Genomic DNA, 24,193 nt, shown 5'->3' with positions numbered 1-24,193 from the left:
GTCGCCAGAGGGGGGAAGTCGGATGGAGCGCGAGCTGTCGCCGGCCGAGTCGCTGGCCCTGATCGAGGGGCAGCGGGCCGAGATGCGCCGGCGCCGGGGGGTTCGGCCGGAGCTGATCGCGTTCGGCTGGGGTTTGGCCTACCTGCTGGGTTTCGGCGGCTGGTACCTGGCTCTTCAGGGCGTCGTGCCGGCCGCGGTGGCCGGCGTGGTGCTCGGGGTGTTCGCGGCGATCGCCCTGGTGTTGCCGATCGTGTTGGGGGTGCGGGCCTCGAGGGGGGTGCGGGGCCCGTCCCGCACGATCGGCGCCATGTACGGCACGGCCTGGGGGCTGGCCTTCGCGGCCAACTCCGTCGTGCAGTCCGCGTTGCAGCAGCAGATGAAGGTGTCGCCGGAGGTCAGCAGCCTGATGTGGGCGTCCAGCTCGCTGCTGGTCGTCGGGCTGATGTACCTGGCCGGCGCGATGCTGTGGCGGGACGTCTCGCAGTACGTGCTCGGCGCGTGGATGCTGGCCTCCGCGGCCGGCAGCGTGCTGGCCGGTGTGCCCGGCAACTTCCTGGTGCTGGCCTTCGCCGGCGGGGGCGGCATGCTCGCCCTGTCCGCGTACTACGTGATCCGCCGATGACCGAGTCGTGGCCGGAGCTCGATCCGGTCATCCACGCCCAGGCCCGGTTGCGGGTGATGGTGTCCCTGTCCACCCTCGCTCCCGGCGACAAGCTGACTTTCCCGCGCCTGCAACAACTGTTGGACATGACCGCCGGCAATCTCTCCACGCATCTGCGCAAGCTGGAGGACGCCGGCTACGTGGAGATCAGCAAGACCCACGAACGGCGCACGCCGGTCACCTATGTCGCCCTGACGCCGTCGGGGCGGCGCGCCTTCGAGGCGTACACCGAAAGTCTCCGGTCCCTGCTCGGACCGGCCAAGGGGGAGCCATGATCATCGAAATCGAAGACCTGCGAAAACGTTACGGGGCAAGGCAAGCCGTCGACGGAGTGACGCTCTCCGTCGACGAGGGGGAGTTCTTCGGGCTGCTCGGCCCGAACGGGGCGGGCAAGTCGACCCTGGTGGAGATCGTGGAAGGCCTGCGCCGTGCGGATTCCGGCCGGGTGAGCGTTTTTGGCAAGTCGCCGTGGCCGCGGGATCTGGACCTGTTGGCCCGGCTGGGAATCCAGACCCAGTCGTCGTCCTTCTTCGTTCGGCACACGGCCCGGGAGCACCTGCGCCGGGTGGCCACGCTGCATCGGGTGTCGCGTGACCGGGCCGACGAGGTCCTGAAGCTGGTCGGGTTGGAGGACAGCGCCGACACCCGGGTGGAGAAGCTGTCCGGCGGCCAGCGACAGCGGCTGGCCATCGCCTCCGCGCTGACTCACGATCCAGAGCTACTGTTTCTGGACGAGCCGACGGCCGCGCTGGATCCCTTGGCCCGCAAGCAACTCTGGGGACTGCTCAAGTCACTGCCCGGCACCGTCGTCTACACCACGCACCACCTGGACGAGGCCGAGGCGCTGTGCGACCGGGTGGCGATCATCCAAAATGGACGGATAGTGGCCGTGGACACGCCGGCCGGGCTGCGTGAGCGGACCGGAGCGGCCAGTCTGGAAGATGCCTACCTGAGGCTGGTGGCGGCGTGACCGCGGCGGCCGGCGCGTACCTGCTTGCCATGGTGCGCAACAAGATTGCCTTATTCTTCACGTTCGCGTTCCCGATGGTGTTCATCGTCCTGTTCGGACTGATGTTCGGCGGCCCGGGACAGATGAACCGGCTCGCTGCCGGTGTGGTCGACTGGGGCGTCGGCAACGCGGCGATGTTCGGCGTGGCCTACTCGATCGTGCAGTGGCGGCGGGACGACCTGCTGCGCCTGGTCCGCACCACGCCGACACCCGTGACCTCGCTGCTGTCCGGCTGGTACGCGGTGACCGTCGGCTTCGCCGTCGCCCAGGCCGTGCTGTTGCTCGGGGTGTCGATGCTGCCGGTGTTCGGCCTCACCGTGTCGGCCCCGGGAATTGTGCTGCTGCCGGTGGTTCTGCTGTTCGGCAGCCTGACCTTCTTCGCCATCGGCGTGGTGGTCGGCCGTTTCGCGCCCAACCTGGACGCCGTCGCCGCCATCGCCAACTGCGTGATGGTGCCGATGGCCTTCCTGTCCGGCTCCTTCTACCCGCTGGAGCTGGCCCCGCACTGGATGGACGTCGTGTCAAGGTTCCTGCCGCTGAGGTATCTCAACGACGCCATGCGGGAAGTGCTGTCCGGCGGCTACGACCTGGTGGTGCCGTTGTCGGCCCTGCTCGGGTTCGCCGTCCTTTTCGGAGTGATCGGCCTGCGAACCTTCAAGTGGGCCGACAACAGCTAGAACTTCGTGTCATGAAGGGCCCCATCCTCACGTTCAACGTGAGGATGGGGCCCTTCATGACACAAAATCACTCGCCTTGGCTGCGGCGGTCGTAGGAGACCGAGTAGGCCGAGTGCCGCAGGCGCGGGAGCGGGTCGTCGGACAGCTCGATGCCGGCGGTGAGGTTGGTCGGGTCGAAGATCTGGGCGGCCCAGTGGTCCTGGTCCTCGACCTCGCCGGTGAGGGTCAGGGTGCCGACCTCGATCTCCGGGCGGTCGTCGGGCCACACCTTGGTGGCGTCGTTGGTCGGGTCGCTGGGGTCGGCCAGGGTGGCGTGCAGCGTGAACGACACCGGGCCCTCGGCCAGGCGGGACACGAACTCGCCGACCAGGAACTGCTGGTCCTCGTTGACGGCCTGGTCCGCGGTCAGATTCTGTTCGCCGAGGACGGGCGCCCAGCGGTAGCGCACGGCCTGCTGGTCGCCGTCGGCGTTCACCCACACGAACGCGTGCAGCGCCCGGTAGGCCGTGGTGCCGAAGCTGGCCGGAATGCCCATCAGGCCGAGGGCCTGGAACGCGGGCACGGAGTCGGGGTGCGCGGCCAGAAACCCTTGCAGGTGCGCCTGGTCGCCCTTGCCTGCGGCCTTGTCCGCGGCCAGCGCCCGCACCAGGTCGAGGAACTGCTCGGGGGTGGCGACCAAGAAGCGAGGAAGGTTCACACCGATCACGTCGGTGACCGAGCCGTCGGCGAGGTGGAACCGGGTGGCCATGCCGCGGCCGCCGGGCTGGGTGTCCGGCACGGCCGGGTTGCCGCTGCCGTTGGAGTAGCGGACGGTGACCGGGACCGGCCCGCCGGTCAGGTGAGCGGCGGTCGTGTACTTCGCGGCCTCGCCGGTGGGCGTGAACGTGCCGGTGAAGCAGGCGCCGCGGGCGTGAGCCCGGCGGTAGCCGGGGTGGCGGCCGTCGATCTGCTCCATGGTGTCCACGACCTGGACGGGCAAGGGGAGTTCAGCGGTCATCAGCGCGGGGTCCTATCACCGTGGTGGTTCGGGATTCGACAGTAGGTCTAAGCCCACCACGCTTTCGGTGTCCAGGCATCCTGACCTGGGCTTCCCCACCCGGCAGTGTTTGTCTCACGTTCGGTCCCCTACGGAGGTGCTCGTGACCACGACACTGGCCAAGCCCGATATCGACCCCGAGCCGAAGGGCACGCTGGAACAGGTCCTGCTGGGCGTGTTCGTCGTGGTTCCGTTCCTGGCCCTGCTGGCCGCGGTGCCGCTGGCCTGGGGCTGGGGGCTCGGCTGGCACGACGTGGTGATCACGGTCTTCTTCTACTTCCTGTCCGGTTTCGGGGTCACGGTCGGCTTCCACCGGCTGTTCACGCACGGCTCGTTCAAGGCCAAGCCGGCGCTGCGGGTGGCGCTGGCCATCGCCGGCAGCCTCTCGCTGGAGATGGGCGTGCTGGACTGGGTGGCCACGCACCGCCGCCACCACAAGTACTCGGACCGGGCCGGCGACCCGCACTCGCCGTGGCGGTTCGGCTCGGACTGGAAGGCCCTGGCCAAGGGCCTGGCCTACGCCCACGTCGGCTGGCTGTTCGACAAGGAGCGGACCTCGGTCGAGAAGTTCTGCCCCGACCTGCAGGCCGACCCGGCGATCAGGGCCGTGCACAAGCGCTTCGAGCTGCTGATGGCCGTCTCCCTGTTCACCCCGGCGCTGATCGGCGGCCTGTGGAGCATGTCCTGGCACGGCGCGCTGACCGCGTTCTTCTGGGGCTCGCTGGTCCGCATCGCGCTGCTGCACCACGTGACCTGGTCGATCAACTCGATCTGCCACACCTTCGGCGACGAGGCCTTCGAGGTGCGCGACAAGTCCCGCAACGTGTGGTGGCTGGCCATCCTGAGCATGGGCGAGTCCTGGCACAACCTGCACCACAGCGACCCGACCTGTGCCCGGCACGGCGCGCTGAAGGGGCAGGTCGACCCCAGCGCCCGGGTCATCTGGATCTTCGAGAAGCTCGGCTGGGTGCACGACGTGCGCTGGCCGGATCCGGCGCGACTTGCCGCAAAGCGGCTGTCGACACCCCGGGCGTGAGGAGAATGGCTCTTGTGGCACCTCGGATCACGAACGTGGGCTCCAGCATGATGACCCGGCTGCGCATCGTGCCGCTGGCGCTCGGCCTGGCCCTGGCCAGCCAGCTCGGCTACCTCCCGCTCGTCCTGGTGGTGGTGTCGGCCTCGCTGATCCCGCTGGGGATCGGCGTGCCGGCGGTGATCGGCTCGGTGGCGATGTGCCGCTGGTTCGCCGACCTGCACCGCGGCGTGGCCGGCAGCCTGCTCGGCCGCGACGTGCCGCGCCCGTACCGGCCGATCCAGCGGGAGGACAAGTGGCTCGCCCGGTTCCGCATCGCCGGCGGCGACCCGGCCACCTGGCGGGACCTGTGCTGGCTGGTGGCCAACACGGTGGTCGGCCTGGTCACCAACCTGCTGGTGGTGGTCCTGCTGCTCGGCGGCCTGTTCTACGTGACCATGCCGGTGTGGTGGCCGTCGCTGCCGCCCGGCTCGGACGTCGGCAACATCGGCCTGTTCCGGGTGCGCACCGAGGGCGACACGCTGTGGATGGTCCTGCTCGGCGTCGGGGTGTGGATCTTCTGGCTGTGGATCACGCCCCGGCTGATGTGGCTCAACGCCATGGTGACGGCCAGCCTGCTCGGGCCGACCGAGACCGAGGTGGTCAACGCCAAGCTGACCACCCGGGTGACCCAGCTGTCGGAGTCGCGGGCGGTGTCGGTGGACACCCACGCCGCCGAGCTGCGGCGCATCGAGCGGGACCTGCACGACGGGGCCCAGGCCCGGCTGGTGGCCCTGGGCATGAGCCTGGGCATGGCTGAGGAGACGGTGGACGACAACCCGGAGGCGGCCAAGCAGTTGCTGTCCGAGGCCCGGGAGGCCACCACCAGTGCGCTGGCCGAGCTGCGCAGCCTGGTGCGGGGCATCCACCCGCCGGTGCTGGCCGACCGGGGCCTGGAGGGCGCGCTGCAGGCGCTGGCGCTGGCCAGCCCGGCCAATGTGAAGGTGGCCATCGACGTGCCGGGGCGGCCGCCGGAGCCGGTGGAGTCGGCGGTGTACTTCGCGATCGCCGAGGCCCTGACCAACACGGCCAAGTACAGCGGCGCCGAGAACGTCTGGCTGCGGCTGTCCTATTCGGACGGAAAGCTGGTGGCGGTGGTCGGCGACGACGGGCGTGGCGGCGCCAGCGTCGAGCCGGGTGGCGGCCTGCACGGGCTGGAGCGCCGGCTGGCCGCGTTCGACGGGACCCTGCTGGTGACCAGTCCGCTAGGCGGCCCCACCGTCGTCTTCCTGGAGGTCCCCTGCACGCTCACCCCGGCCTGAGGTGAGCAGGTGGGTCAGGATCAGGCCCACCGACGCGATGATCACGTTCTGCAGGGCCGCGGTCAGGCCGTTCCACTTGGACGACTGCCACATCTGGAAGTACTCGCCGCCGATGGCGATGAAGCCGCCGCCGAACAACATCGCCTCCATCAGCCAGCCCAGCGAGGACAGCCGCCGGGCCAGCTCGCTGCCCCGGATCCAGGCCACCAGCGCGGCGATCAGCGCGATCGCCGCCAGCCCCTCCCAGATGATGATCAGCACGTAGGCGGTGGTCACCAGGCCGGGGCTGGTGATGGCCCGCCACATCAGGTTCGGCGACTTGAACGTGGTGTCCATCGCGAACACGTGCTGCACGAAGGCGTAGTTGGTGTCGTAGTCGGTGATGTTGCCGATGGTGATCAACGCGAGCTGCAGCGCGCTGATCGCGGTGAGCACCGCCACCACGACCGGGAGGCCGCCGAGTCTGTTGAGAAGACGCATGTCGCGGACTCTACGTGGGCTGTTGGTCACTCTGGGCAGGTTTGGGCGGGACCGTCCAGTACGTTCACGGGCATGCCCCTGGTGTCCGTGCTGACCGCCGCGCACGCCGACCGCGCACCGCTGCTGCCGGCCACCGGCGACAGCCTCGCCGCGCAGGCCCTGCCGGCCGGCTGGGAGCTGGAGTGGATCATCGAGGAGGACGGTCCGGAGCCGGTCCTCGCCCCGCTCGCGGCCGCTTTCCCGCAGGCCTCGCACCGAGCCCTGGGCGTCCGGATGGGCGTGGCCGGCACCCGTAATCTGGCGCTGGCCCGCGCCCGCGGCGACCTCGTGCACGTGCTCGACTCGGACGACCTGCTGGTTCCCGGCGGGCTGGCCACCGTGATCGACGCCTTCGAGCGGCACCCCGACATCGGCTGGGTCGCCGGCCAGGCCGACAACCTGATGCCCGACGGCAGCCGGGTCTCCTTCGAGCCGATCTCACCGACCGGCCGGGTCGAGGCCGGCGCGGTCAACGACTACGTGCTCGAACACGGCCGCGGCCCGTTCCATCCGGCCGGCCTCACCGTGCGCACCGACCTGGCCCGCGCCGTCGGCGGCTGGGCCGCGCTGCCCCGGGCCGAGGACATGGCCCTGGTCGTGGCCGTCGCCGAGCTCGCCGCCGGCTACCACACGCCCGAGGTCACCTGGCTGTACCGGCAGCACCCCGGCCAGATGACCAGGGCCGACGACTGGCCGGACCTGGATCCGGCCTGCTGGCAGGCGATCCGGCAGCGGATCGAGTCGACGCGCCGGTGGGGCCGTGACATGGGGGAAGGGGAAGTCTGATGCGGCTGCTGTCCACTGTGGACTGCTTCGGGGGGTTCTGATGCCGCTGCTGTCCATCATCACCGCCGCCCACGCCGGCCGCGCCGACTTCCTGCCGTCCACCGGCGAATCCGTTGCCGCCCAAGAGCTTCCGCCCGGCTGGGAGCTGGAGTGGCTGGTGCAGGAGGACGGGGCCGAGCCGCACCTGGCCGAGATCGTCGAGGCCGTGCCGCAGGCCCGGTACCACGCCAACGGCCAGCAGCGCGGCATCGCGGACACCCGCAACCTGGCGTTGTCCCGGGCTCGCGGCGACCTGGTCCGGACGCTGGACTCCGACGACCTGCTGCTGCCCGGCGCGCTGGCCGGCCCGATCGAGCGCTTCGCCGAGCACCCCGAGCTGCACTGGGTGGCGGCACGCCCCAAGTACCTGGACCGTGACGGCACGTGGTTCACGTACTTCCTTTTGCTGCCAACCGGAATCGTGCGTCCGCGGGCGGTCGGCGACTACCTCGTGCACCACCGGATGTGCCCGCTGCACTGCGCCGGCCTGACCATGCGCACCACGAGCGTGCGGGCGCTCGGCGGCTGGGCGGCCAACCCGCGCACCGAGGACATCGAGCTGCTGGCCGCGCTGTCCGAGCTCACACCAGGCTACCTGGAGGCCGAGGAGAGCTGGATCTACCGGATGCACGACGGGCAGACCGTGCACGACCCGGCGTGGGGCTCGAATCTCGTCGGCGCCTCGTATCTCATGGTGCACAACCGAATCCTCGCGATCAGGGAGCGAGTCTGATGCCGCTGCTGTCGGTGCTCACGGCGGCCCACGCCGGCCGGGCCGAGCTGCTGGCCGAAGCCGGGAACAGCGTCGCCGCGCAGGCGCTGCCGGCCGGCTGGGAGCTGGAGTGGGTGGTGCAGGAGGACGGCGTCGCGCCGGAGCTGGAACGGGTGGTCAAGCAGTTCCCGTTCGCCCGGCACGCCGCCAACCAGGAACAGCTCGGCATCGCCATGACCCGCAACGTCGCGCTGTCCCGCATCGACGGCTCGCTGGTGCACGTCCTCGACTCGGACGACCTGTTGCTGCCCGGCGCGCTGAAAGTGGCCATCGCCGCCTTCGAGCAGCACCCCGAGGTGCACTGGGTCGCCGCCCAGGCCGACGACCTGCTGCCCGACGGCACGCGCCGGTCCTTCGCCCTGGAATGGCCGGCGGGTCTCGTGGCCCCCGGAGCGTTCGGCCCGTACGTCGAGGAACGCGGCGAACTGCCGGTGCACTGCGCCGGACTGACGCTGCGGCCGGGCATCGTGCGGGCCGTCGGCGGCTGGACGGCCAACCCGCGGTCCGAGGACACCGCGATGATGGTCGCGGTCGCCGAGCTGACCCCCGGCTACATCACGCCGGAGGTCACCTGGCTGCACCGCTGGCACGACACCCAGACCACCGGCGACGGCGCGTGGCGGTCGCTGCTGGCCGAGTCCGCGCTGATGGTCCGCCAGCGTTCGGCCGCCCTCAAGGAGTTTCAGTCCTCGCAGGGCGGCGAGTAGGGCAGCTGCGGCAGGTGCAGGTTCCAGACCGCCGGCGTCAGGATGTTGCGGGTCTCGGCGCAGATCCGCTGGACCGAGTGCTCGACGTCCAGGTCCAGGGTGCGGACCACGTTGTCCCACGACGAGTCGTAGGTCAGGAAGTTCGTGCCCGGGATGAAGGCCACGCCGTAGCCGTACTGGTTGGTCGGCACCAGGGAACCGCCCAGCGGCAGGGGTGAGGTCGGGTCGCTCACGTCCCACAGCCGGATGCCCTGGTCGGAGTTGCCGGTGACCAGCGTCTTGCCGTCCGGGCTGAACTGCATGGAGCCGATGCTCTTGGTGTAGCCGGTCAGCGAGGCGATCCGCTTGGGCGCGGCCGGATCGCTGATGTCCCACAGCAGCACGAAGTCGTCGTCGCCGGCGGTGGCGATGGTCTTGCCGTCCGGGGACATCGCCAGCCGGATCACCGCGTCGTTGTGCCCGGTCAGCGGCTGGCCCAGCGGCCGCGGGTGCCGCGGGTCGCTGACGTCCCACAGCCGCACGGTCCGCACCGCGCTGACGGTGATCAGCGTCTTGCCGTCCTTGGTGAACACGCCGTCGTAGACGTAGTCGCTCTGCTTGGGGCCGTGCGTGATCACCGGCTCGCTCAGCCGCTTGGGGTCGGCCGGGTCGCTGATGTCCCACAGCACGGCGCTGTGGTCGTCGTAGTCGGTGACCAGCGTCCGGCCGTCGGGGCTGAGCACCAGCATCGACGAGTACCGGGTGCCGAGCGGGATCGGGTGGCCCAGCCGTCGCGGGTGCGCCGGGTCGGCCATGTCGAACAGGTCGACCTCCTTGTTGCCGTACACCACGGCCAGCGTCCGGCCGTCCGGGGTGAACCGGCTCTGGCTGACGCCGGCCGGCCCGGTCAGCGGCGGGCCGAGCGGCTTGGGCAGCCCGGGATCGGCCAGCTCCCACACCTGGACCGCCCCGTTGCTCGCGCCGGTGACCATCACCTTGCCGTCTGACCGGACGGTGGGCGTGCCGACGCCGGCGGAGTGCGCGATGCCCGTGGTCGGCGGCAGCGACCACAGCCGGACGTCGGTGTCGTTGCCGCCGGTGGCCAGCGTCCGGCCGTCCGGGCTGAAGCCCAGCGCGCTCAGGCCGTTGCTGCCGGTCAGCGGCTGGCCGATGAGCAGCGGCAGGGTCGGGTTGGTCATGTTCCACAGCCGCAGCGAGCCGTCCGAGCTGGCCGCGGCGAACACCTTGCCGTCCGGGGAGAACGACACCGACCAGATCGCGCCCAGACCGGTCAGCGGCAGCCCGATCGCCGGCATGGCCCCGGTCGGGTCGCTGGTGTCCCACAGCCGCACCGAGCCGTCGTCGCTGCCGGTGCCCAGCATCCGGCCGTCCGGGCTGAACGCCACCGAGTGCACCGTGCCCTTGTAGCCGGTCAGCGGCTCGCCGACCCGGTCCTTGGTGGCCATGGAGTAGAGCAGCACGCTGTCGTCGTCGCCACCGGCGGCCAGGTAGCGCCCGTCCGGGCTGAACGTGACTGACCGCACCGGCCCGGTGTGCCCGGTCAGCGCCGGCCCCGGGGTCGGGTGCGTGACGTCGTGCACGTCCCACAGCTGCACCTTCGAGCGCTCGCAGGCGGCGGCCAGGGTCTTGCCGTCGGGGCTGAACGCCACCAGGTAGATGGTGCCGGTGCCGGCGTCCAGCGGCTGGCCGATCGGCTTGGGGTGGGCCGGGTCGCTGACGTCGAACAGCCGCACCAGGTGGTCGTCGCCGGCCGCGGCCAGGGTCCTGCCGTCCGGGCTGAACACCGCCGAGCTGACCCAGCTGCCGAAGCCGGTGATCGGCTGGCCCAGCGGCTTCGGCCGGTGCGGGTCCCGCACGTCCCACAGCCGCACCGTGTTGTCGTAGCTGGCGCTGGCCAGCAGCTGGCCGTTCGGGCTGAACGTGGTCAGATAGACCGCGCCGGTGTGCCCGGTCAGCACCGTGGACAGCGGCCCCGACGCCGACGCCAGCACCCGGGAGTTGGCGTCCGGGCTGTCCGGCCGCATCTGGTGCGCCACCAGGGCCAGCTGCGCCCCCAGCGCCGGGTCGTTGGTCATGGCGTTGTCGGTCTCGGCCAGCACGCTCGCGAACACCGCGTCGTCCCGCTGGTTGACGGCCATCGACGCGGCCACCACGGCGATCACCGCCAGCACGACCACCACCGCCACGCCGGAGCGGCGCAGCCACGCGGCCCGGCGGCGGTGCCGGATCGAGTTGTCCAGGAACGCGGTGGCCACCGTGGTCAGCACGCCCGGCTCCGCCGAGTGCGCCCACTGCTGGGCCGCCTCCAGCCGGCCGCCCCGGTACAGCAGCGAAGCGTCCCGGTTCTCGGTCTCCCAGCTCTCGGCGTCCTCCTCCAGCCGCTGCCGCAGCAGGTTGCCGGCGCGGTCTCGGTCGATCCAGCCGCGCAGCCGTGGCCAGGCCTGCAACAGCGCCTCGTGGGTGATCTCCACGATGCCGGCGTCCACCGTGACCAGGCGGGCCCGGGTCAGCACCTCCAGCGCCTCGGTGGCGGCCGTCGGGTTCACCGCCAGCTCCAGCAGCTCCTGCCGGCTGGACCGGCGGCGCGTGTCCTGCGTGTCCTCGCCCACCCGGACCAGCCGCAGCAGCACCGGCCGGGCCGCGCCCTGCCCGGCGGTGTCCAGATCGGCCCAGGCCCGCTCGGCCGTCGCCGCCACCGCGCCCCGGATGCCGCCCGCCGCCCGGTAGCCGGCCACGGTCATCCGGCCCGCCTGCCGCCGCTGCCAGGTGGCCAGCAGCGCGTGCGACAACAGCGGCAGCGCGCCGGCGTCGTAGCTGTTCTGGCCGTTGCGCGAGGTGTTCACGCCCAGGTCCGACAGCATCAGGTCGACCAGGCCCGACTCCAGCTGGAGCCCGACCGCGCGGGCCGGCCGCGCCACCGCGTCCCGCAGCTCGGCCACCGTCATCGCGCCCAGCACCATCTGCCGGTCCTGCAACGCCTCGGCCAGCTCCCGGTAGTCCAGGCAGCGACCGTAGAAGTCGGCCCGTACACCCAGCACCACCAGGGCCTGGCCCTCGCCCGTGCACGCCGCGTGCAGCGCCGCCACGAACAGCCCGCGCCGCGCCTCGTCGTCGGCGAGGGTGAAGGCCTCCTCGAACTGGTCGACCATCAGTACGGGTCGCGCGCCCGGGCCCGCGACCCGCGTGCCGTAGGCCGCGACCGCCTCCCGCACGCGGGCCGTGAACGTGGCCTCGTCGTAGTCGACCAGGCCGTCGTCGACCGCCTCGGCCAGCTCCGGCACCAGCCGGGTCAGCTCCTTGAGCGGGTCCACGGTCGGCGTCAGCACCAGCGTCGGCCACGAGCCCGGACCGAGCGCGCCCTCCTGCACCGCCGGCCCCACCCCGGCCCGCATCAGCGACGACTTGCCCGCGCCGGACGCGCCGACCAGCATCACGATGCCGCCGGTCCGGACCGCCGACGCCAGCCGCGACACCAGCGCCGCCGTGCTGCGCTCCCGGCCGTAGAACCAGCCCGAGTCCTCCTGCCGGAACACCGCCAGCCCCCGGTACGGGCAGGCGCCGGCCTCCTCGGCCGGCTGCTGCTCCTCCGGCTCGGCCTCCGGCGTCACCGGGCTGGCCAACGCCTGCTCCCACAGCCGGTGCCAGGCCGCGATGTCGTACAGGCCCTCCACCACCGGCGTCGGTCGCAGCTTGCGGGCCTCACCGACCAACACGTCCAGCACCGCCGCCAGCGCCGCGAACCGCGCCGGCACGTTCCGGCCGCGCCGCCAGTCGCTGACCCGCTGCGCCGGCACCCGCACCGGGCGACCCTTCTCGTCCACCTTGCGGGCGCGCGCCACCGACTCCGTCACCCGCTTCAGCGGCGGCTCGCCCGCCTCGGCGTAGAGCAGCGCGAACCGCTCCGCGAACTGCCCCCTTGGCCCCAGCACCGGTGCCGAACTGCTCATCTGTCGCGGCCTGCCCGTAGTCGTCTCTGCCGGTCGTCACGTCCGGACCGGAAAACCGTCGTGCCTGTCTGAGCAGGCATTTTACGGACCGGACGCGTGCACGAGGCCACACCCCCGGCCACCGGCTGACAAGCTCTGCGAGGTGCGTTTCCGGACCGGGTCCATGGGGATGGGGTCGGGTTCGGGGATCTGAGGTTTCCAGCGGTGAGGACTTCGCGGGTCACTGAGGAGCAGAGGGGTCTGCTCAGTGACGGGGTCCATGCCGAGGCGCCCGCACCTTGGGGGGAACGGCGACCCACCGGCGCTGTCGCCGGCCGGTGGGTCTGGAGGGCTCCGGTCGGCTCGCGCCGACACACCTGCGGCGCGGCGGGTGGGCCCGGTCGACGGCGGCTCTCGCTGACTTGCCACGGGTCCTTTCCCCCTGACAGGACCCGTGGCTGCTCAGCTTCTGATCCGCTCCAGCAGTGTCGCCAGCTGCCGCCGCGGCCCCTCCAGCTCCTCCGGCAGGGCGGCCAGGGCCTCGGTCAGCACCTGCTCGGCCTCGGGCAGCCGGTCCAGGTCGACCAGCAGCCGGCCGCGCAGCGCCTCGGCCATCGCGGCCTCGGTGTAGGCCTCCAGCCGCCGGAACCGCTCCGCGACCGGGGCCACCCGCACCAGGGCCTCCCCGAACCGCTCGGTGTTGGCCAGCACCCGCGCCCCGTCGTAGCCGAGCATGGCCTGCTCCCAGATCAGCGCCGGCTCGGTCTCACCCAGCTGGCCACCGAGGCTCTGGGCAGCCAAGACGTCGGCAGCGCCCAACGCCTCCACGGCCAACTCGTGCTCGCCGCCCCACAGCCACGACGTGGCGCACCGCCGTCGGCACGACAGCTCCTCCACCGGCAGTTCGGCCTCGCGATAGGCGTCGGCGGCCTCGACGAACCGCTGCGCGGCCTCGGCGTCCCGGTCCAACGAATCCAGGATCTCGGCCGAGGCCGACAGCATCTGCGCCAAGCCGGCCGGATTGCCGCCGGCCCGGCAGTGCTCGGCCACCTGGTCCAGCAGCTCCAGGGCCGGCACGCCGCGACCCAGCGTCCGATAGGCCTTGGCCAGCAGGAACCGGGCCCGCGCGGCCTCGTCGGCGTCGCCGATCCGGACCAGCACCGGCAGCGCGTCCTCCACACAGTCGGCCAGCTCGTCGGGGCGGTCCAGCCCCAGGCAGGCGGCGGCCAGGTCGAGCTGGGCGTAGGCGATTCCCACCGGCGCGTCGGCCGCGGTCAGGGCGGCGATGGCGTCCACCAGCGACTCGTAGGCGTCCTGCGCCCGGTTGAGGTCCAGCGCCAGCCGGCCCCGCTGGTGCGCGGCCCAACCCCGGACACCCGGGTCGGTCGCCCGCACGGCCTCGCCCAGCAGGTCGTGTGCCCCGGCCAGGTCACCGCCGGCGGCGCGAGCGTTGGCGGCGAGCACCACGGCCCGGTACAGCGCGTTGCACGGCCCGACCGCCCGCCACAGCTCGACCGCCCGATCGGCGTCCTCAACGGCGCCGCTGCGCTGGGCGTGTTCGAACGCGACCTGGGCGACCCGCTCCGGCTTGCCGGACTCGGCCGCCAGCTCGTCCAGCCCGGCCAACACCGCCGCGGCCTCGTCGTGGCGATGCATCGCCTCCAGCCCGGCCAGCAGGCGCATCCGCGCCGCGAGCCGGCGTTCGGCGTCGCCGGTCCGGTCGACTTCCGCACACATCTCGACCAGCAGCGGATGGCCCTGGTCGCCCCGGTCGGTCATGCAGTACAGCACCGCGAGCCGGCCCAGCGCCGAGTGCCGGCGCTGCTCGTCGCCGATCTCGGTGCTCAGGTCGACCGCCCGCTGCCAGGTCTGCTCGGCCAGTTCCGGGTGCTGGCTGGCCTGCGTGGCCCCGAGCGCGTTCAGCCGGCGGACCAGCAGCTCGCCCGCCGGCTCCGGGCACAGCTCGTCGAACCGCTGCCACGTGGCGGACGACTCGTCGATGTCCGCCCGCGACCACTGCGCCTCGGCCAGCTCGGCCAACTCCTCGGGGGAGTCCGGCAGCTCTGCCTTCGGCGGTTCCGGCGCCGACCGGGCCGCGGCCTTGCGGGCCGGACCGGACAGCGGCAGGTGCTCCACCAGCGGCTCGGCGGCCAGGTCCACGGCGACCAGCCGGCCGACCTCGTCGGTGCCGTTGCGGGCGTCGAACTTGGCCGCCAGCACCAGAGCCCGCTCGGTCAGCTCGTCCCGCAGCTCGGCCACGCCGATCTCATCAGCTCCTCGGCGTACCGTCAGATTCGAGTGGCCCGCGTCGGCGACCCGGCCCAGCGCCCCGGCGGCGATGGCGCTGAACCGCATGTCCGAGTGCGGCGTCGGCGGCCCGGCCAGCCAGCCCACGTGCCGCTCGACCAGCTCCAGCGCCCGCGCGTGATTGCCGGTGCGGGTGCAGAAAGCCAGGTGGTCGGCCACCGCGTTCAGCTCGGCCCGGTCGCTCTGGATCGTCCGGTACGCCGCGCGATGCGCCTCGGCGGCCTCGGTCAGCCGACCCGTGCGCAGGTACGGCTCCAGCAGCTCGGTGAGGATGGCCTGCGGCTGTTCGCTACAGCCGGCCCGGCCGTCCAGCGCCGGCATCGCCTGCGCGACCGCGTCCTCGTAACGGCCGTGCCAGCTCAGGTAGGACGCCTTCGCGGTCGGCACGCAGCCGACGCAGTCCGCCATCGAGCCGCGCGGCGCGGCGCACAACAGCCGGTACTGCTCGGCCGCGGTCTCCCGGTCCCCGATGTGCTGCGCGACGAGCAGGCGGTACTGGTGCACCGGGTGCATGGTGTGCCCGGCCAGCCGGTAGCGGCGCTCCATGTCGTCCAGCACGCCGTAGGTCCGGTCCAGCGGCACCTCCGGGAAACTGGTCAGCGCGCCGACCATCCACTTGAAGTACCAGAACAGGCTGTGGTTGTGCAGCGGATCGCTCTCGCCCCGGTCGTACGCGGCCACGCACCAGGAGAAGGTCACGAATCCCTTCGCCGGCTCGCCGCCGTACTTGTACGCCTTGGTGGCCAGCAGCCGGGTGGCGTACTTCAGCCGGTCGCTGCCGGTCGCGTCCACGTGCCGCAGCAGTTCCTCGACCGCCGCGACCTGCCCGCGCCCGTACGGCATGAGACTGACCTGGCTGAGCCGGTCGGCCAGATCCTGTTCGGAGAAGGTCACGGGTTCCCCTCCGTCGGCACAGCCTGGTCCAGCAGACCCAGGAAGGAACGGTTGAGCAGGGCCGCGTCGGCCGGCCGGATCGGGTGATAGCCCAGCAGCAACGCCTGTCCGTACAGCGCCTCCACCGACAGGCCGACCAGGTCCGGGTCGGACAGTCCGCACACCCGGCGCACCAACGGGTTGCGGTGGTTGAGCACCAGCTGCGGCCGGTCGTCGGCCGGCTTGTCGAACGCCGACAGGACGCCCGCCCACAGCTCGTCCACCCGCTGCTTGGTGGCCCGTAGCTCGGCCTGGAACGCCGCCGACCGGTCGACCAGGAACAGCACCGGCAGCGACGCCGGCTCGTAGGAGCGCAGCACCACCTCGCAGCCCAGCCGGTCCATCGCCCGCTGGGCCGCGGTCAGGAACGGCCGCAGCGCCAGCTCGGTGTCCGGCGGCACGCCGTCGAAGCGGGTGGCCAGGTCGGTCGGGTCCAGCCGGGACACGGTCAGCCCCGGCTCGATCGCCGGCAGCCGCTCGACGATCTCCGTGTCGTAGGTGTAGCCGCCGTTGACCAGCGCGATGTCCTGGGCCGCGGCCACGCCGGCCAGCTGTCGGAAGTCGTCGGTGGTGGCGCAGTAGCGGATTTCGCCGTGCTGGGCCCGGAAGTCGGCCAGCGTCATCCGGCCGACGTTGGTCTCCATCGGCCACCACTGCTCGACCAGCCGCAGCATGTCGTCGTCGTGCAGGGCCAGCGCCTTCACGCCCAGGTGGTGCACGCCGAGGAACTTGTGCAGGCGGGCCTCGTCGGTGCGGGCCAGTCCGACCAGCCAGCCGCGCAGTTGGTCGCCGAGGGCCTGCCGGGTGGCCTCCAGCAGGTTGTCCTCGTACAGCGCCTCGCGGCTGGCCGTCGGCCGCAGCTCGCCGGCGTCGACCACGCAGCGGGCGAAGAAGGCCCAGTCCGGCAGCAGGCCCGGCGCGCTCTCCGTGAGCAGCATGCCCTTGAGGTAGACGCGGTGGCCGGCGTGCTCGGCCGGGTTCGCCGGGAACGGCAGCACGTAGGCCACGCCGGTCAGGCCCGCCTCCGGCACCGCCAGCTCGATCACGTCGAACGGGGTGAAGCCCAGCGTCTCCTGCGCGTAGCCGACCAGATCGGCGCGCCGCAACCCTGGCGTGCGGTCGTCGTCGCGCCACGGCGTGCCCGCGCCGCTGACCGCCGTGCTGTCCACGGTGACCGGCACCGGCAGCATCGAGCCGTACAGGCGGGCCAGCTCGACCACCGTCGGCGGTTCGAACCACTGCTCCGTGCCGGGGCGGGCGGCCAGCTCCACCGTGGTGCCGACCTCGTCCCTGTCCGCCGGGGAGATGTCGTACGTGCCGTCGGCCCGGCCGATCCACCGCACCGCCGGCGCGCCCTCGGCCCGCGTCGTCACCCGGACCTCGTCGGCCACCAGGAACGCCGACAGCAGGCCGATGCCGAACTGGCCGAGGAACTCGTGCCGGGCGAAGCCCAGCTCGTCCCGCTTGGAGCTGCGGCCGATGGTCGCCAACAGCTCGTGCACCTGGGCCTCGGTCAGCCCGATCCCGGTGTCCGTCACCGTCACCGCCCCCGGCCCGGTGGCGATCCCGATCCGCGCCGGTGCGTCCGGGTCTGCCGCGCTCCGGGCTGTGACCGCGTCCACCGCGTTCTGCATGAGCTCGCGCAGGTACACCCGCGGGCTGGCGTACAGGTGATGGCTGAGCAGGTCCACAACACCGCGCAGGTCTACCTGGAACGTGCGGTTCACGCGCAGCAGGGTAGATGGTTTCGGTCGAGCGCGCGGCCAACTTTCACAGAGGGGCTTTCTGTCGACGGGCCGGTCAGCGCCCAGGGCGCGTAGGGTCGGTCACGGACTGTTCGTCGTCGAGGGGGGACACCTTGCGCGAGATCACATCCGTTGACGAGCTGACCGAACTGGTCGGCGAGCCACTGCCGCGGGTCGCCGACAAGGCCCGGCCCGCGCTGCACGAACTGGACCGGCAGTGGCTGGCCGCCTCGCCGTTCTGCCTGATCGCCACCAGCGCCGCCGACGGCACCTGCGACGTCTCACCCAAGGGCGACCCGCCCGGCTTCACCCTCGTGCTCGACGACCGCACCATCGCCGTGCCCGACCGTCCCGGCAACCGCCGCGTCGACGGCTGGCACAACGTGCTGTCCAACCCGCACGTCGGCCTGCTCTACATGATTCCCGGCCGTGGCGACACCCTGCGCATCAACGGCCGCGCCCGCCTGCTCTCCGACGCCCCGTTCTTCGACCGCCTCGTCGTCAAGGGCAACCGCCCCAAGATCGTCATGCTGGTCGAGATCGAGGAGATTTTCCACCACTGTGCCAAGGCCTTCCTCCGCTCGGCCCTGTGGAACCCCGAGACCTGGGCCCCGGACGCCGTAGCCTCCCGGCCGGCCATCGCCAAGGCCCTCGAACGCCCCGAGGACCCGCTGTCCGAACTGGAGCGCTACTACGGCTCCGCCTACGCCAACGGCCTCTACTAGCGCAACGATTCCAGCTCGCGAGCGAGGTTGCGGCGGGCGGCGGCCTCCCACCGGTCGCGGCCATTGCCGGTGAGGTAGAGCCAGTCCCGGTCCAACAAGGAGGACAGGACACTGGACCGGCCGCTGCGCCACGCCTCGTCGGTGACGGCCGAGTACTCCTGGCGCACGGCTGCGGCATAGGCGTCGTAGTCGGCGGCGGAGGAGCCGAGAATGGCGAGGTCGGCGTCCAACAGCGCGCAGGCGACGGCGTCGGAGGGGGCGGCGGTGTGCTTGATGGTGGCCAGCACGAGATCCGAGACGCGGTCGGCGATCGCTTCCAGGTTGGACTTCGCCAGCCAGGAACGGGCCCAGTCGGCGCTGCGTTGTTCGTCGGTGCCGGGCACGGCGTCGTAGATCACGTCGTGGGCGCAGGCGGCCAGGATGAGCTCGGCCTTTTCCTGCTCGGTCAAGGAAACCAGCGTGACGGCATCCCGCGCCACGGCCCGGACGTGCACCAGGTTGTGGTAGCGGCGGTGGGGTTCGCCGTAGCGCGCGACGATGTCCGTGTCGACGGGAGTGCCGCCGAGAGCGGAAATCGCCGCGCGCCAAGCGATGTCAGGCAACGGTGACCACGATCGCGGTCACCACGAACCCGTCCTTGATCAGCCAGCGGCCCTCGAATCCCCTGACCGGCCCGGGAACGAGGATGCGGGCGGAGAAGGTGCCGTCGCCGAAGCTCAGCTCGGCCTCGGAGAAGTCGAGGAACTTGCGGGCCAGCGGGAACCAGGCCTTGTAGACGCTTTCCTTGGCGCTGAAAAGAAGCCGCCCGTGCACCGACAGCTCGGACGGCAGCGCGATGGCCTCGTGCACGCCCTCGGGCAGGGGTTCGTCGGGCTCGGCGTCGATGCCGATGGTGACGATGTCCCTGTCCCAGGCCAGCGCCGCGGCCCGGTAGCCGGCGCAGTGCGTCATGCTGCCGACCACGCCGTCGGGCCACTGCGGGGCGCCGCGTTCGCCGGGCAGGATGGGGGATTCGGGCAGCCCCAAGGCCTTCATCGCCTGGCGGGCGCAGTAGCGGACGGTGCTGAACTCCCGGCGCCGCTTGTCCACGGCCCGGACGATGACCTTCTCCTCCTCGGGGAACAGCTCCACCGCGGAGTGGTCGTCGAACGCCTCGGCGAAGGCCACCTTCTCCGGCAGCAGCTCCTCGATCACGGCTTCACCGGCAGGATCTGGCGCAGCCACGGGCTGGAGCGCTTGAACTTCTTCCACTCCCGCGGGTAGCCCACGGAGACCTCCTCGAACCGGACGTCGTCGTAGTGCGTGGTGCGCGGGATGTGCAGGTGACCGTAGACCGAGCAGGCCGAGCGGAACCGCAGGTGCCAGTCGGCGGTGAGCACCGTGCCGCACCACTGCGCGAACTCCGGGTAGTACATGATCCGCGTGGGCTCCCGGACCATCGGCCAGTGGTTGATCAGCACGGTGGGCAGCTCCGGCGGCAGGGCCGACAGGCGCTTCTCGGTCAGCTCCACCCGCGCCTCGCACCACGCCTCGCGGCTGGGGTACGGATCCGGGTGCAGGAAGTACTCGTCGGTGCAGACCACGCCGGCCTCGTGGGCCTTGGCCAGGGCCTCTTCCTTGTTGTTGGTGCCCTCCGGCCGGAACGTGTAGTCGTAGAGCAGGAACAGCGGCGCGATCACCGCCGGGCCGCCCTCGCCGGTCCAGATCGGGTAGTCGTCCTCGGGCGTGAGCACGTCCAGCCGCCGGCACATCTCCACCAGGTGCTCGTAGCGGGCCACGCCGCGCAGCTGCACCGGGTCGTCCTTCGGCGTCCACAGCTCGTGGTTGCCGGGCACCCAGATCACCTTGGCGAACCGCTCCCGTAGCAGGCCCAGGGCCCACTCGATGTCGGTCGACATCTCGCCCACGTCGCCGGCGACGATCAGCCAGTCGTCGTCCGACTCGGGCCGCAGGCCCTCGGTGATCGTCCGGTTCTCCTCGTACGCGACGTGCAGGTCGCTGACCGCCAACAACTTCACCGTTCGATCGTAGGCAATCCGAACGGTCAGGGTCGGCTGTCCGACGAATTCCCGGCGATATGTGCCAGAACTGCTAGTACTCGCCGGTTGTCGTCGTCGGAGGCGGCCAGCCCGAGCTTGCCGAAGATCGAGGCGATGTGCTTGCTCACGGCGCTGTCGGACAGGAACAGCCGCTGCCCGATGGCCGCGTTGGACCGCCCCTCGGCCATCAGCTCCAGCACCTCCCGCTCCCGCGGGCTCAGCTTGGCCAGCGGCGGCGTGCCGCTGATCAGCTTGGCCACCACGTCCGGGTCCATCGCCGTGCCGCCGGCCGCCACCCGCCGCAGCGCGTCCACGAACTGCTCGTCGTTGAACACCCGGTCCTTGAGCAGGTAGCCCACGCCGGCGCCGCCGTCGGCCAGCAGCTCGCGGGCATAGAGCTGCTGGACGTGCTGGGACAGCACCACCACCGGCAGGCCCGGATGGGTGCGGCGGGCCTCGATCGCCGCGCGCAGGCCCTCGTCGGCGAAGGTCGGCGGCAGCCGCACGTCCACCACCGCCACGTCCGGGCGGTGCTCGATCAGCGCCGCCAGCAGCTCCGGCCCCGACTCCACCGCGGCCACCACCTCGAAGTCGTACGCCTCCAGCATCCGGGTCAGTCCGGCCCGGAGGAGGTAGACGTCCTCCGCGATGACAACACGCACGGGATCTCCATCGTCAGTGTGGTCGGCCCGCCGACGGGGCTGCGCACGTCCAGGACTCCGTCGAAGGTACCGAGCCGCCGCCGCACCCCCAACAGCCCAGTCCCGCCGGCCAGATGCGCGCCGCCGTGGCCGTCGTCGTACACCACGATCCGCAGCAGGCCGCCGGCATGACTGACGTCGACCCGCACCTTGTCAGCGCCCGAGTGCTTGGCGGCGTTGGTCAGCAGCTCCCGCACCGCGAAGTAGGCGGCCGACTCGACCGGTGGATCGAGCCGTCCGGGCAGGTCGGCCGCCACCGCCACGTCCAGTGGGCTGTCCAGCGCCACCACCCGGATCGCGTCCGCCAGGCCACGCTCGGCCAGCACCGGCGGGTGGATGCCGTGCACCAGCTCCCGGATCTCGGTCAGCGCGGTCGCCGTGTTCTCCCGCACCTCCACGATCAGCTTGCGGGCCAGCTCCGGATCCGCGTCCAGCAGCCTTTCCACCGTTCGCAGCGCCATACCCATCGCCACCAGCCGCCCCTGCGCCCCGTCGTGCAGATCCCGCTCGATCCGCCGCAGCTCCGCGGCCTGCGTGTCCACGGCGTCGGCACGGGTCTCCGTCAGCCGCTCCACCCGCTTGGCCAGCCTCGCCGCCTCGGTCGGCGCCAGCAGCACCCGCGTCCAGCGGTCGTGCCACCTCCGCAGCGTCGGCGCCACCATCAGGACCACCGCTGTCGCCAACGCCCCGGCCGGCACCTGCCACCCCGGCTGCGTGTGGTGCCACAGATAGGTGACTGTGGTCGTCACCTGCGCGAATCCCAACAGCAGCGCCGCGCACGGCAGCGCCAGCAGGGTCACCGTGACCAGTGGATTCAGCACCATCCACAGCAGGTCCCGGCCGGACGCCGGATCCCTGGCCAGCCAGCTCAGCCGGGCCAGCCGCGTGGGAACCGCCGGCGACCGGTACACGCGCCGCCGCACCCGATACCGCCCGTCTGCCTCGGGCCGTGGCGGGGCCGGGACCGGCCGGTACGGCTCGTCGATGCCCCCGATCCTCCGCCGGTAGTAGTTGACGAAGGTCCTGGAGTTCTCCACCAGCACGATCAACGGCGACGAAACCCCCGCCAGCGCCAGCACTCCCGCCGCCAGCTGCACCACCACCAACAGCAACCCCGCCACGGCCACCGCTGCCAGCTGCGCCCCGTCCAGCACCAGCAGCGTTCGGTCCCGCACCCAGTTCGGCCAGGGCCTTCGCGCCCCCAGCAGCGCCCGGGTCCACCGCCCGTGCCACCTCAGGCCGGGCTTTCCGGCCACCGCCGCCACCAGCCCCAACACCGTGCCGCCCAACGGATTCACCACCAGCCACAACAGATCCAGCCAGGTCGCCCCGTCCGCCGCCAGCCAGTGCACCTGCTGCCAGAACACCGGCACGTAAGGCCGGCGATACAGCCGCCGCCGCACCTCGTACAGGCCGTCCGGCCTCGGCCGGGGTGGCCCCGGCATCGGGTCGTACGGCTCCGCGATCGGCACCTCGCACCACTCGCCCGCCAACCGGCGCGCCAGCACCGGCAGCCGCCGTATCCCCAGCACCACCGGCGACACCCCGAAGATCAGCGCCGCCAGGTCCAGCACCGCCAGCGGCAGGCCGAGCAACGCCAGCACGACCAGGCCCAACCCCCTCAGCCGTGCCATGGCTCCACCCCCTGCCGCGCCGTGGTTCGAGTCTGGCCGATCCACCGGCGTGCCGGGAGTGCAGCCACCTGCACTCTTGCGGGTCACGGGCCTAGGCTGCCGGCGTGGCGGACTTCGACGAGATCAAGGCCGTGTTCTGGGGCGGCGGCACCTACGCCGTGCAGCCGCCGCTCACCGACGAGGCGGTTCTCCAGGCCCAGGACCTGCTCGGCGTCACCCTGCCGGCGGCGCTGCTCGATCTCCTCCGCGTCCAGAACGGCGGCATCGTGGCCTGCGGCCGCCGCCGCTTCCCGACCTCGGCGCCCACCTCGTGGGCCGACGACCACGTGCCCGTCACCGATCTGATGGGCATCGGCCACACCCCGGGCGTGGCGTCACTGCTCGACGTCCCCGACCTGATCGACGAGTGGGGCCTGCCGGACGGCGTGGTGCCGGTCTCCGGCGACGGCCACTGCTGGATCGCCCTGGACTACCGGCGCTCCGCCGAGCCCGCCGTGACGTGGATCGACACCGACCGGCAGACGGAACTGGCCCTCGCGCCGGACTTCCGGTCGTTCGTCGAGGGCCTCACAGGTCGATGACCGCGATGCCCTGTTCCCGGAGGCTGCCGAGGTAGAGCTTCCCGTCGTGCTGCCGCACGCCGGTGACCATGTGATAGCCGGGCGCGGAGGTCTGGAGGTCCCGCACGATGGCGCCGGTGCCGTCGATGGCGACCACCCACGTGGTGCGCACCTCGAGCTTGGTCAACAAGGCCGGCGGCATCGCCCAGGTCGCCTTGCGCAGCAAGGGATGCCGGGGCGCGGTCCAATCCAGCACGGGGTTGCGGGGCGAGGCCAGGGCGACCCAGAGCAGGCCGTCCTCGCCGGTGCTCATGTTGTCCGGAATGCCCGGCAGGTTGTCGGCCAGCACCTCGCTGCGACCGGTGTCGGAGCCGGTCAGCCACACCCGCCGGATCCGGTAGGCGCCGGTCTCGGCGACCGCCACGTACGACTCGTCCGCGGACAGGGCCACCCCGTTGGCGAACTGGAGGCCGTCCAGCAGCTCGGTGACCTCGCCCGACACGTCCCGCCGCAGCAGCCGGCCGGTGCCGCCGTGTTCGAGTAGGTCGGCCACGTAGTGCTCAAGGCCGAACCGCTGCGTGGAGTCGGTGAAGAACACCGTGCCGTCCCGGGCCACCGCGGAGTTGTTGCACAGCCACAACGGCCGCCCCGCCGCCATCGCCCGCCCGGCGACCAGCGGCTCCACCGATCCGCCCTCGGGATCGACGGCCAGCAGCCCACGTTCGGCGTCGCAGACCAGCAATCGGCCGTCACCGAGCAGTTCGACTCCCAGCGGGCGGCCACCGGTCTCGGCCACCTGGTCGATCCGCCGGCCCTCGTCCGACAGCCGCAGGATCCGGCCATCGGCCACGCCGGTGACCAGGCGCCCCTGCTCATCCACGACAACGTCCTCGGGCCCGACACCATTGACCGCGAGCACCCGCGGAGCCGGCATCGGCGGCGCGCTGTCCGCCTGCCGGGACCGCTCGGGCGCGGCCGGCGGCTGCCAGACGACCGGCTGGATGGTCGGACGGGCCATCTGCTTCTCCTCGCGCTCCACCTCCGCCCGGCGGCGGCCACGGCTCAGGCTGCCACCGTTCGGAG

At 71.9% G+C, this 24,193-nt stretch carries 22 protein-coding genes; 11 read left to right on the top strand and 11 right to left on the bottom strand.

Annotation, left to right across the window (positions count from 1 at the left end; all coding sequences use genetic code 11):
* The first annotated feature begins 22 nt into the window (after positions 1-22).
* From JJ691_RS31450 to JJ691_RS31435, 4 genes are read left to right on the top strand one after another with little or no spacing between them, the layout of a single operon-like run.
* On the top strand, positions 23-622 hold the full coding sequence (locus JJ691_RS31450; protein ID WP_211763204.1) for a hypothetical protein: 600 nt from the start codon (positions 23-25) through the stop codon (positions 620-622).
* Positions 619-936: a transcriptional regulator gene (locus JJ691_RS31445; RefSeq protein WP_211763203.1), complete on the top strand. Its 318-nt coding sequence runs from the start codon at positions 619-621 to the stop codon at positions 934-936. The genes JJ691_RS31450 and JJ691_RS31445 overlap by 4 nt, the downstream gene beginning before the upstream one ends.
* On the top strand, positions 933-1,631 hold the full coding sequence (locus tag JJ691_RS31440) for an ABC transporter ATP-binding protein (RefSeq protein ID WP_211763202.1): 699 nt from the start codon (positions 933-935) through the stop codon (positions 1,629-1,631). Before JJ691_RS31445 ends, JJ691_RS31440 begins: the two co-directional genes overlap by 4 nt.
* On the top strand, positions 1,628-2,347 hold the full coding sequence (locus JJ691_RS31435; RefSeq protein ID WP_211763201.1) for an ABC transporter permease: 720 nt from the start codon (positions 1,628-1,630) through the stop codon (positions 2,345-2,347). Before JJ691_RS31440 ends, JJ691_RS31435 begins: the two co-directional genes overlap by 4 nt.
* Before the next feature lie 67 nt (positions 2,348-2,414).
* Here the strand turns inward: JJ691_RS31435 and JJ691_RS31430 are convergent, their stop codons facing one another.
* Entirely contained in the window at positions 2,415-3,344 is a 930-nt protein-coding gene (locus JJ691_RS31430; RefSeq protein ID WP_211763200.1) for a catalase family peroxidase, read from the bottom strand.
* Positions 3,345-3,486: 142 nt separating this feature from the next.
* Here JJ691_RS31430 and JJ691_RS31425 point away from each other — a divergent pair, with 142 nt between their 5' ends.
* Entirely contained in the window at positions 3,487-4,419 is a 933-nt protein-coding gene (locus tag JJ691_RS31425) for an acyl-CoA desaturase (RefSeq protein WP_249227139.1), read from the top strand.
* A 35-nt stretch (positions 4,420-4,454) separates the two neighbouring features.
* A complete protein-coding gene (locus JJ691_RS31420) occupies positions 4,455-5,717 on the top strand; it encodes a sensor histidine kinase (RefSeq protein ID WP_211763198.1) in 1,263 nt (420 codons plus the stop codon).
* Here JJ691_RS31420 and JJ691_RS31415 read toward each other — a convergent pair.
* Positions 5,661-6,197: a DUF2165 domain-containing protein gene (locus JJ691_RS31415; protein ID WP_211763197.1), complete on the bottom strand. Its 537-nt coding sequence runs from the start codon at positions 6,195-6,197 to the stop codon at positions 5,661-5,663. The genes JJ691_RS31420 and JJ691_RS31415 overlap by 57 nt on opposite strands.
* A 72-nt stretch (positions 6,198-6,269) precedes the next feature.
* On the opposite strand from JJ691_RS31415, the gene JJ691_RS31410 reads away from it, so the two are divergent.
* Genes JJ691_RS31410 through JJ691_RS31400 form a run of 3 tightly spaced genes read left to right on the top strand, consistent with a single transcriptional unit; the run spans position 6,270 to position 8,540 of the window.
* Positions 6,270-7,022: a glycosyltransferase family 2 protein gene (locus JJ691_RS31410; RefSeq protein ID WP_211763196.1), complete on the top strand. Its 753-nt coding sequence runs from the start codon at positions 6,270-6,272 to the stop codon at positions 7,020-7,022.
* Between the two features lie 40 nt (positions 7,023-7,062).
* On the top strand, positions 7,063-7,794 hold the full coding sequence (locus JJ691_RS31405; protein WP_211763195.1) for a glycosyltransferase family 2 protein: 732 nt from the start codon (positions 7,063-7,065) through the stop codon (positions 7,792-7,794).
* The gene (locus JJ691_RS31400; RefSeq protein ID WP_211763194.1) at positions 7,794-8,540 is read left to right on the top strand and encodes a glycosyltransferase family 2 protein; all 747 of its coding nucleotides are present in this window, start codon (positions 7,794-7,796) and stop codon (positions 8,538-8,540) included. The genes JJ691_RS31405 and JJ691_RS31400 overlap by 1 nt, the downstream gene beginning before the upstream one ends.
* Here JJ691_RS31400 and JJ691_RS31395 read toward each other — a convergent pair.
* The 3 genes from JJ691_RS31395 to JJ691_RS31385 all read right to left on the bottom strand — a co-directional run bounded on the left by JJ691_RS31395 (position 8,516) and on the right by JJ691_RS31385 (position 17,433).
* Positions 8,516-12,487, bottom strand: coding sequence for an nSTAND1 domain-containing NTPase (locus JJ691_RS31395; RefSeq protein ID WP_211763193.1), 3,972 nt, complete (start codon positions 12,485-12,487; stop codon positions 8,516-8,518). The two genes, JJ691_RS31400 and JJ691_RS31395, sit on opposite strands and share 25 nt — an antisense overlap.
* Positions 12,488-12,928: 441 nt before the next feature.
* Positions 12,929-15,667, bottom strand: a complete 2,739-nt coding sequence (locus JJ691_RS31390) for a hypothetical protein (RefSeq protein WP_211763192.1) — start codon at positions 15,665-15,667, stop codon at positions 12,929-12,931.
* A complete protein-coding gene (locus JJ691_RS31385) occupies positions 15,664-17,433 on the bottom strand; it encodes an HSP90 family protein (RefSeq protein ID WP_211763191.1) in 1,770 nt (589 codons plus the stop codon). Before JJ691_RS31385 ends, JJ691_RS31390 begins: the two co-directional genes overlap by 4 nt.
* A 131-nt stretch (positions 17,434-17,564) precedes the next feature.
* Between JJ691_RS31385 and JJ691_RS31380 the strand changes: the two genes are divergently transcribed.
* Positions 17,565-18,176: a pyridoxamine 5'-phosphate oxidase family protein gene (locus JJ691_RS31380; protein ID WP_249227138.1), complete on the top strand. Its 612-nt coding sequence runs from the start codon at positions 17,565-17,567 to the stop codon at positions 18,174-18,176.
* Here JJ691_RS31380 and JJ691_RS31375 read toward each other — a convergent pair.
* Genes JJ691_RS31375 through JJ691_RS53095 form a run of 5 tightly spaced genes read right to left on the bottom strand, consistent with a single transcriptional unit; the run spans position 18,173 to position 22,550 of the window.
* Complete coding sequence (locus JJ691_RS31375; protein WP_249227137.1) at positions 18,173-18,778, bottom strand: HD domain-containing protein; 606 nt, start codon at positions 18,776-18,778, stop codon at positions 18,173-18,175. The genes JJ691_RS31380 and JJ691_RS31375 overlap by 4 nt on opposite strands.
* A complete protein-coding gene (locus JJ691_RS31370) occupies positions 18,771-19,370 on the bottom strand; it encodes a 4'-phosphopantetheinyl transferase family protein (RefSeq protein ID WP_211763189.1) in 600 nt (199 codons plus the stop codon). The genes JJ691_RS31375 and JJ691_RS31370 overlap by 8 nt, the downstream gene beginning before the upstream one ends.
* Positions 19,367-20,194: a metallophosphoesterase family protein gene (locus JJ691_RS31365; protein ID WP_249227136.1), complete on the bottom strand. Its 828-nt coding sequence runs from the start codon at positions 20,192-20,194 to the stop codon at positions 19,367-19,369. The genes JJ691_RS31370 and JJ691_RS31365 overlap by 4 nt, the downstream gene beginning before the upstream one ends.
* Before the next feature lie 26 nt (positions 20,195-20,220).
* Positions 20,221-20,877 carry a response regulator transcription factor gene (locus JJ691_RS31360; protein ID WP_211763188.1) on the bottom strand — a complete coding sequence of 219 codons (657 nt, stop codon included), beginning with the start codon at positions 20,875-20,877 and terminating at the stop codon, positions 20,221-20,223.
* Entirely contained in the window at positions 20,829-22,550 is a 1,722-nt protein-coding gene (locus JJ691_RS53095) for a sensor histidine kinase (RefSeq protein WP_211763187.1), read from the bottom strand. The genes JJ691_RS31360 and JJ691_RS53095 overlap by 49 nt, the downstream gene beginning before the upstream one ends.
* A 104-nt stretch (positions 22,551-22,654) precedes the next feature.
* Here JJ691_RS53095 and JJ691_RS31350 point away from each other — a divergent pair, with 104 nt between their 5' ends.
* Positions 22,655-23,131 (top strand): SMI1/KNR4 family protein, encoded by a 477-nt coding sequence (locus tag JJ691_RS31350; RefSeq protein WP_211763186.1) that lies wholly within the window; start codon positions 22,655-22,657, stop codon positions 23,129-23,131.
* On the opposite strand, the gene JJ691_RS31345 is transcribed toward JJ691_RS31350, so the two are convergent.
* On the bottom strand, positions 23,118-24,128 hold the full coding sequence (locus JJ691_RS31345) for an SMP-30/gluconolactonase/LRE family protein (RefSeq protein ID WP_306291322.1): 1,011 nt from the start codon (positions 24,126-24,128) through the stop codon (positions 23,118-23,120). The genes JJ691_RS31350 and JJ691_RS31345 overlap by 14 nt on opposite strands.
* Positions 24,129-24,193: the final 65 nt, after the last annotated feature.

Source organism: Kutzneria sp. CA-103260 (assembly GCF_018263855.1).
In the GTDB taxonomy this organism is placed as follows: Bacteria; Actinomycetota; Actinomycetes; order Mycobacteriales; family Pseudonocardiaceae; genus Kutzneria.
This window is presented reverse-complemented; position numbering and strand designations above follow the sequence as displayed.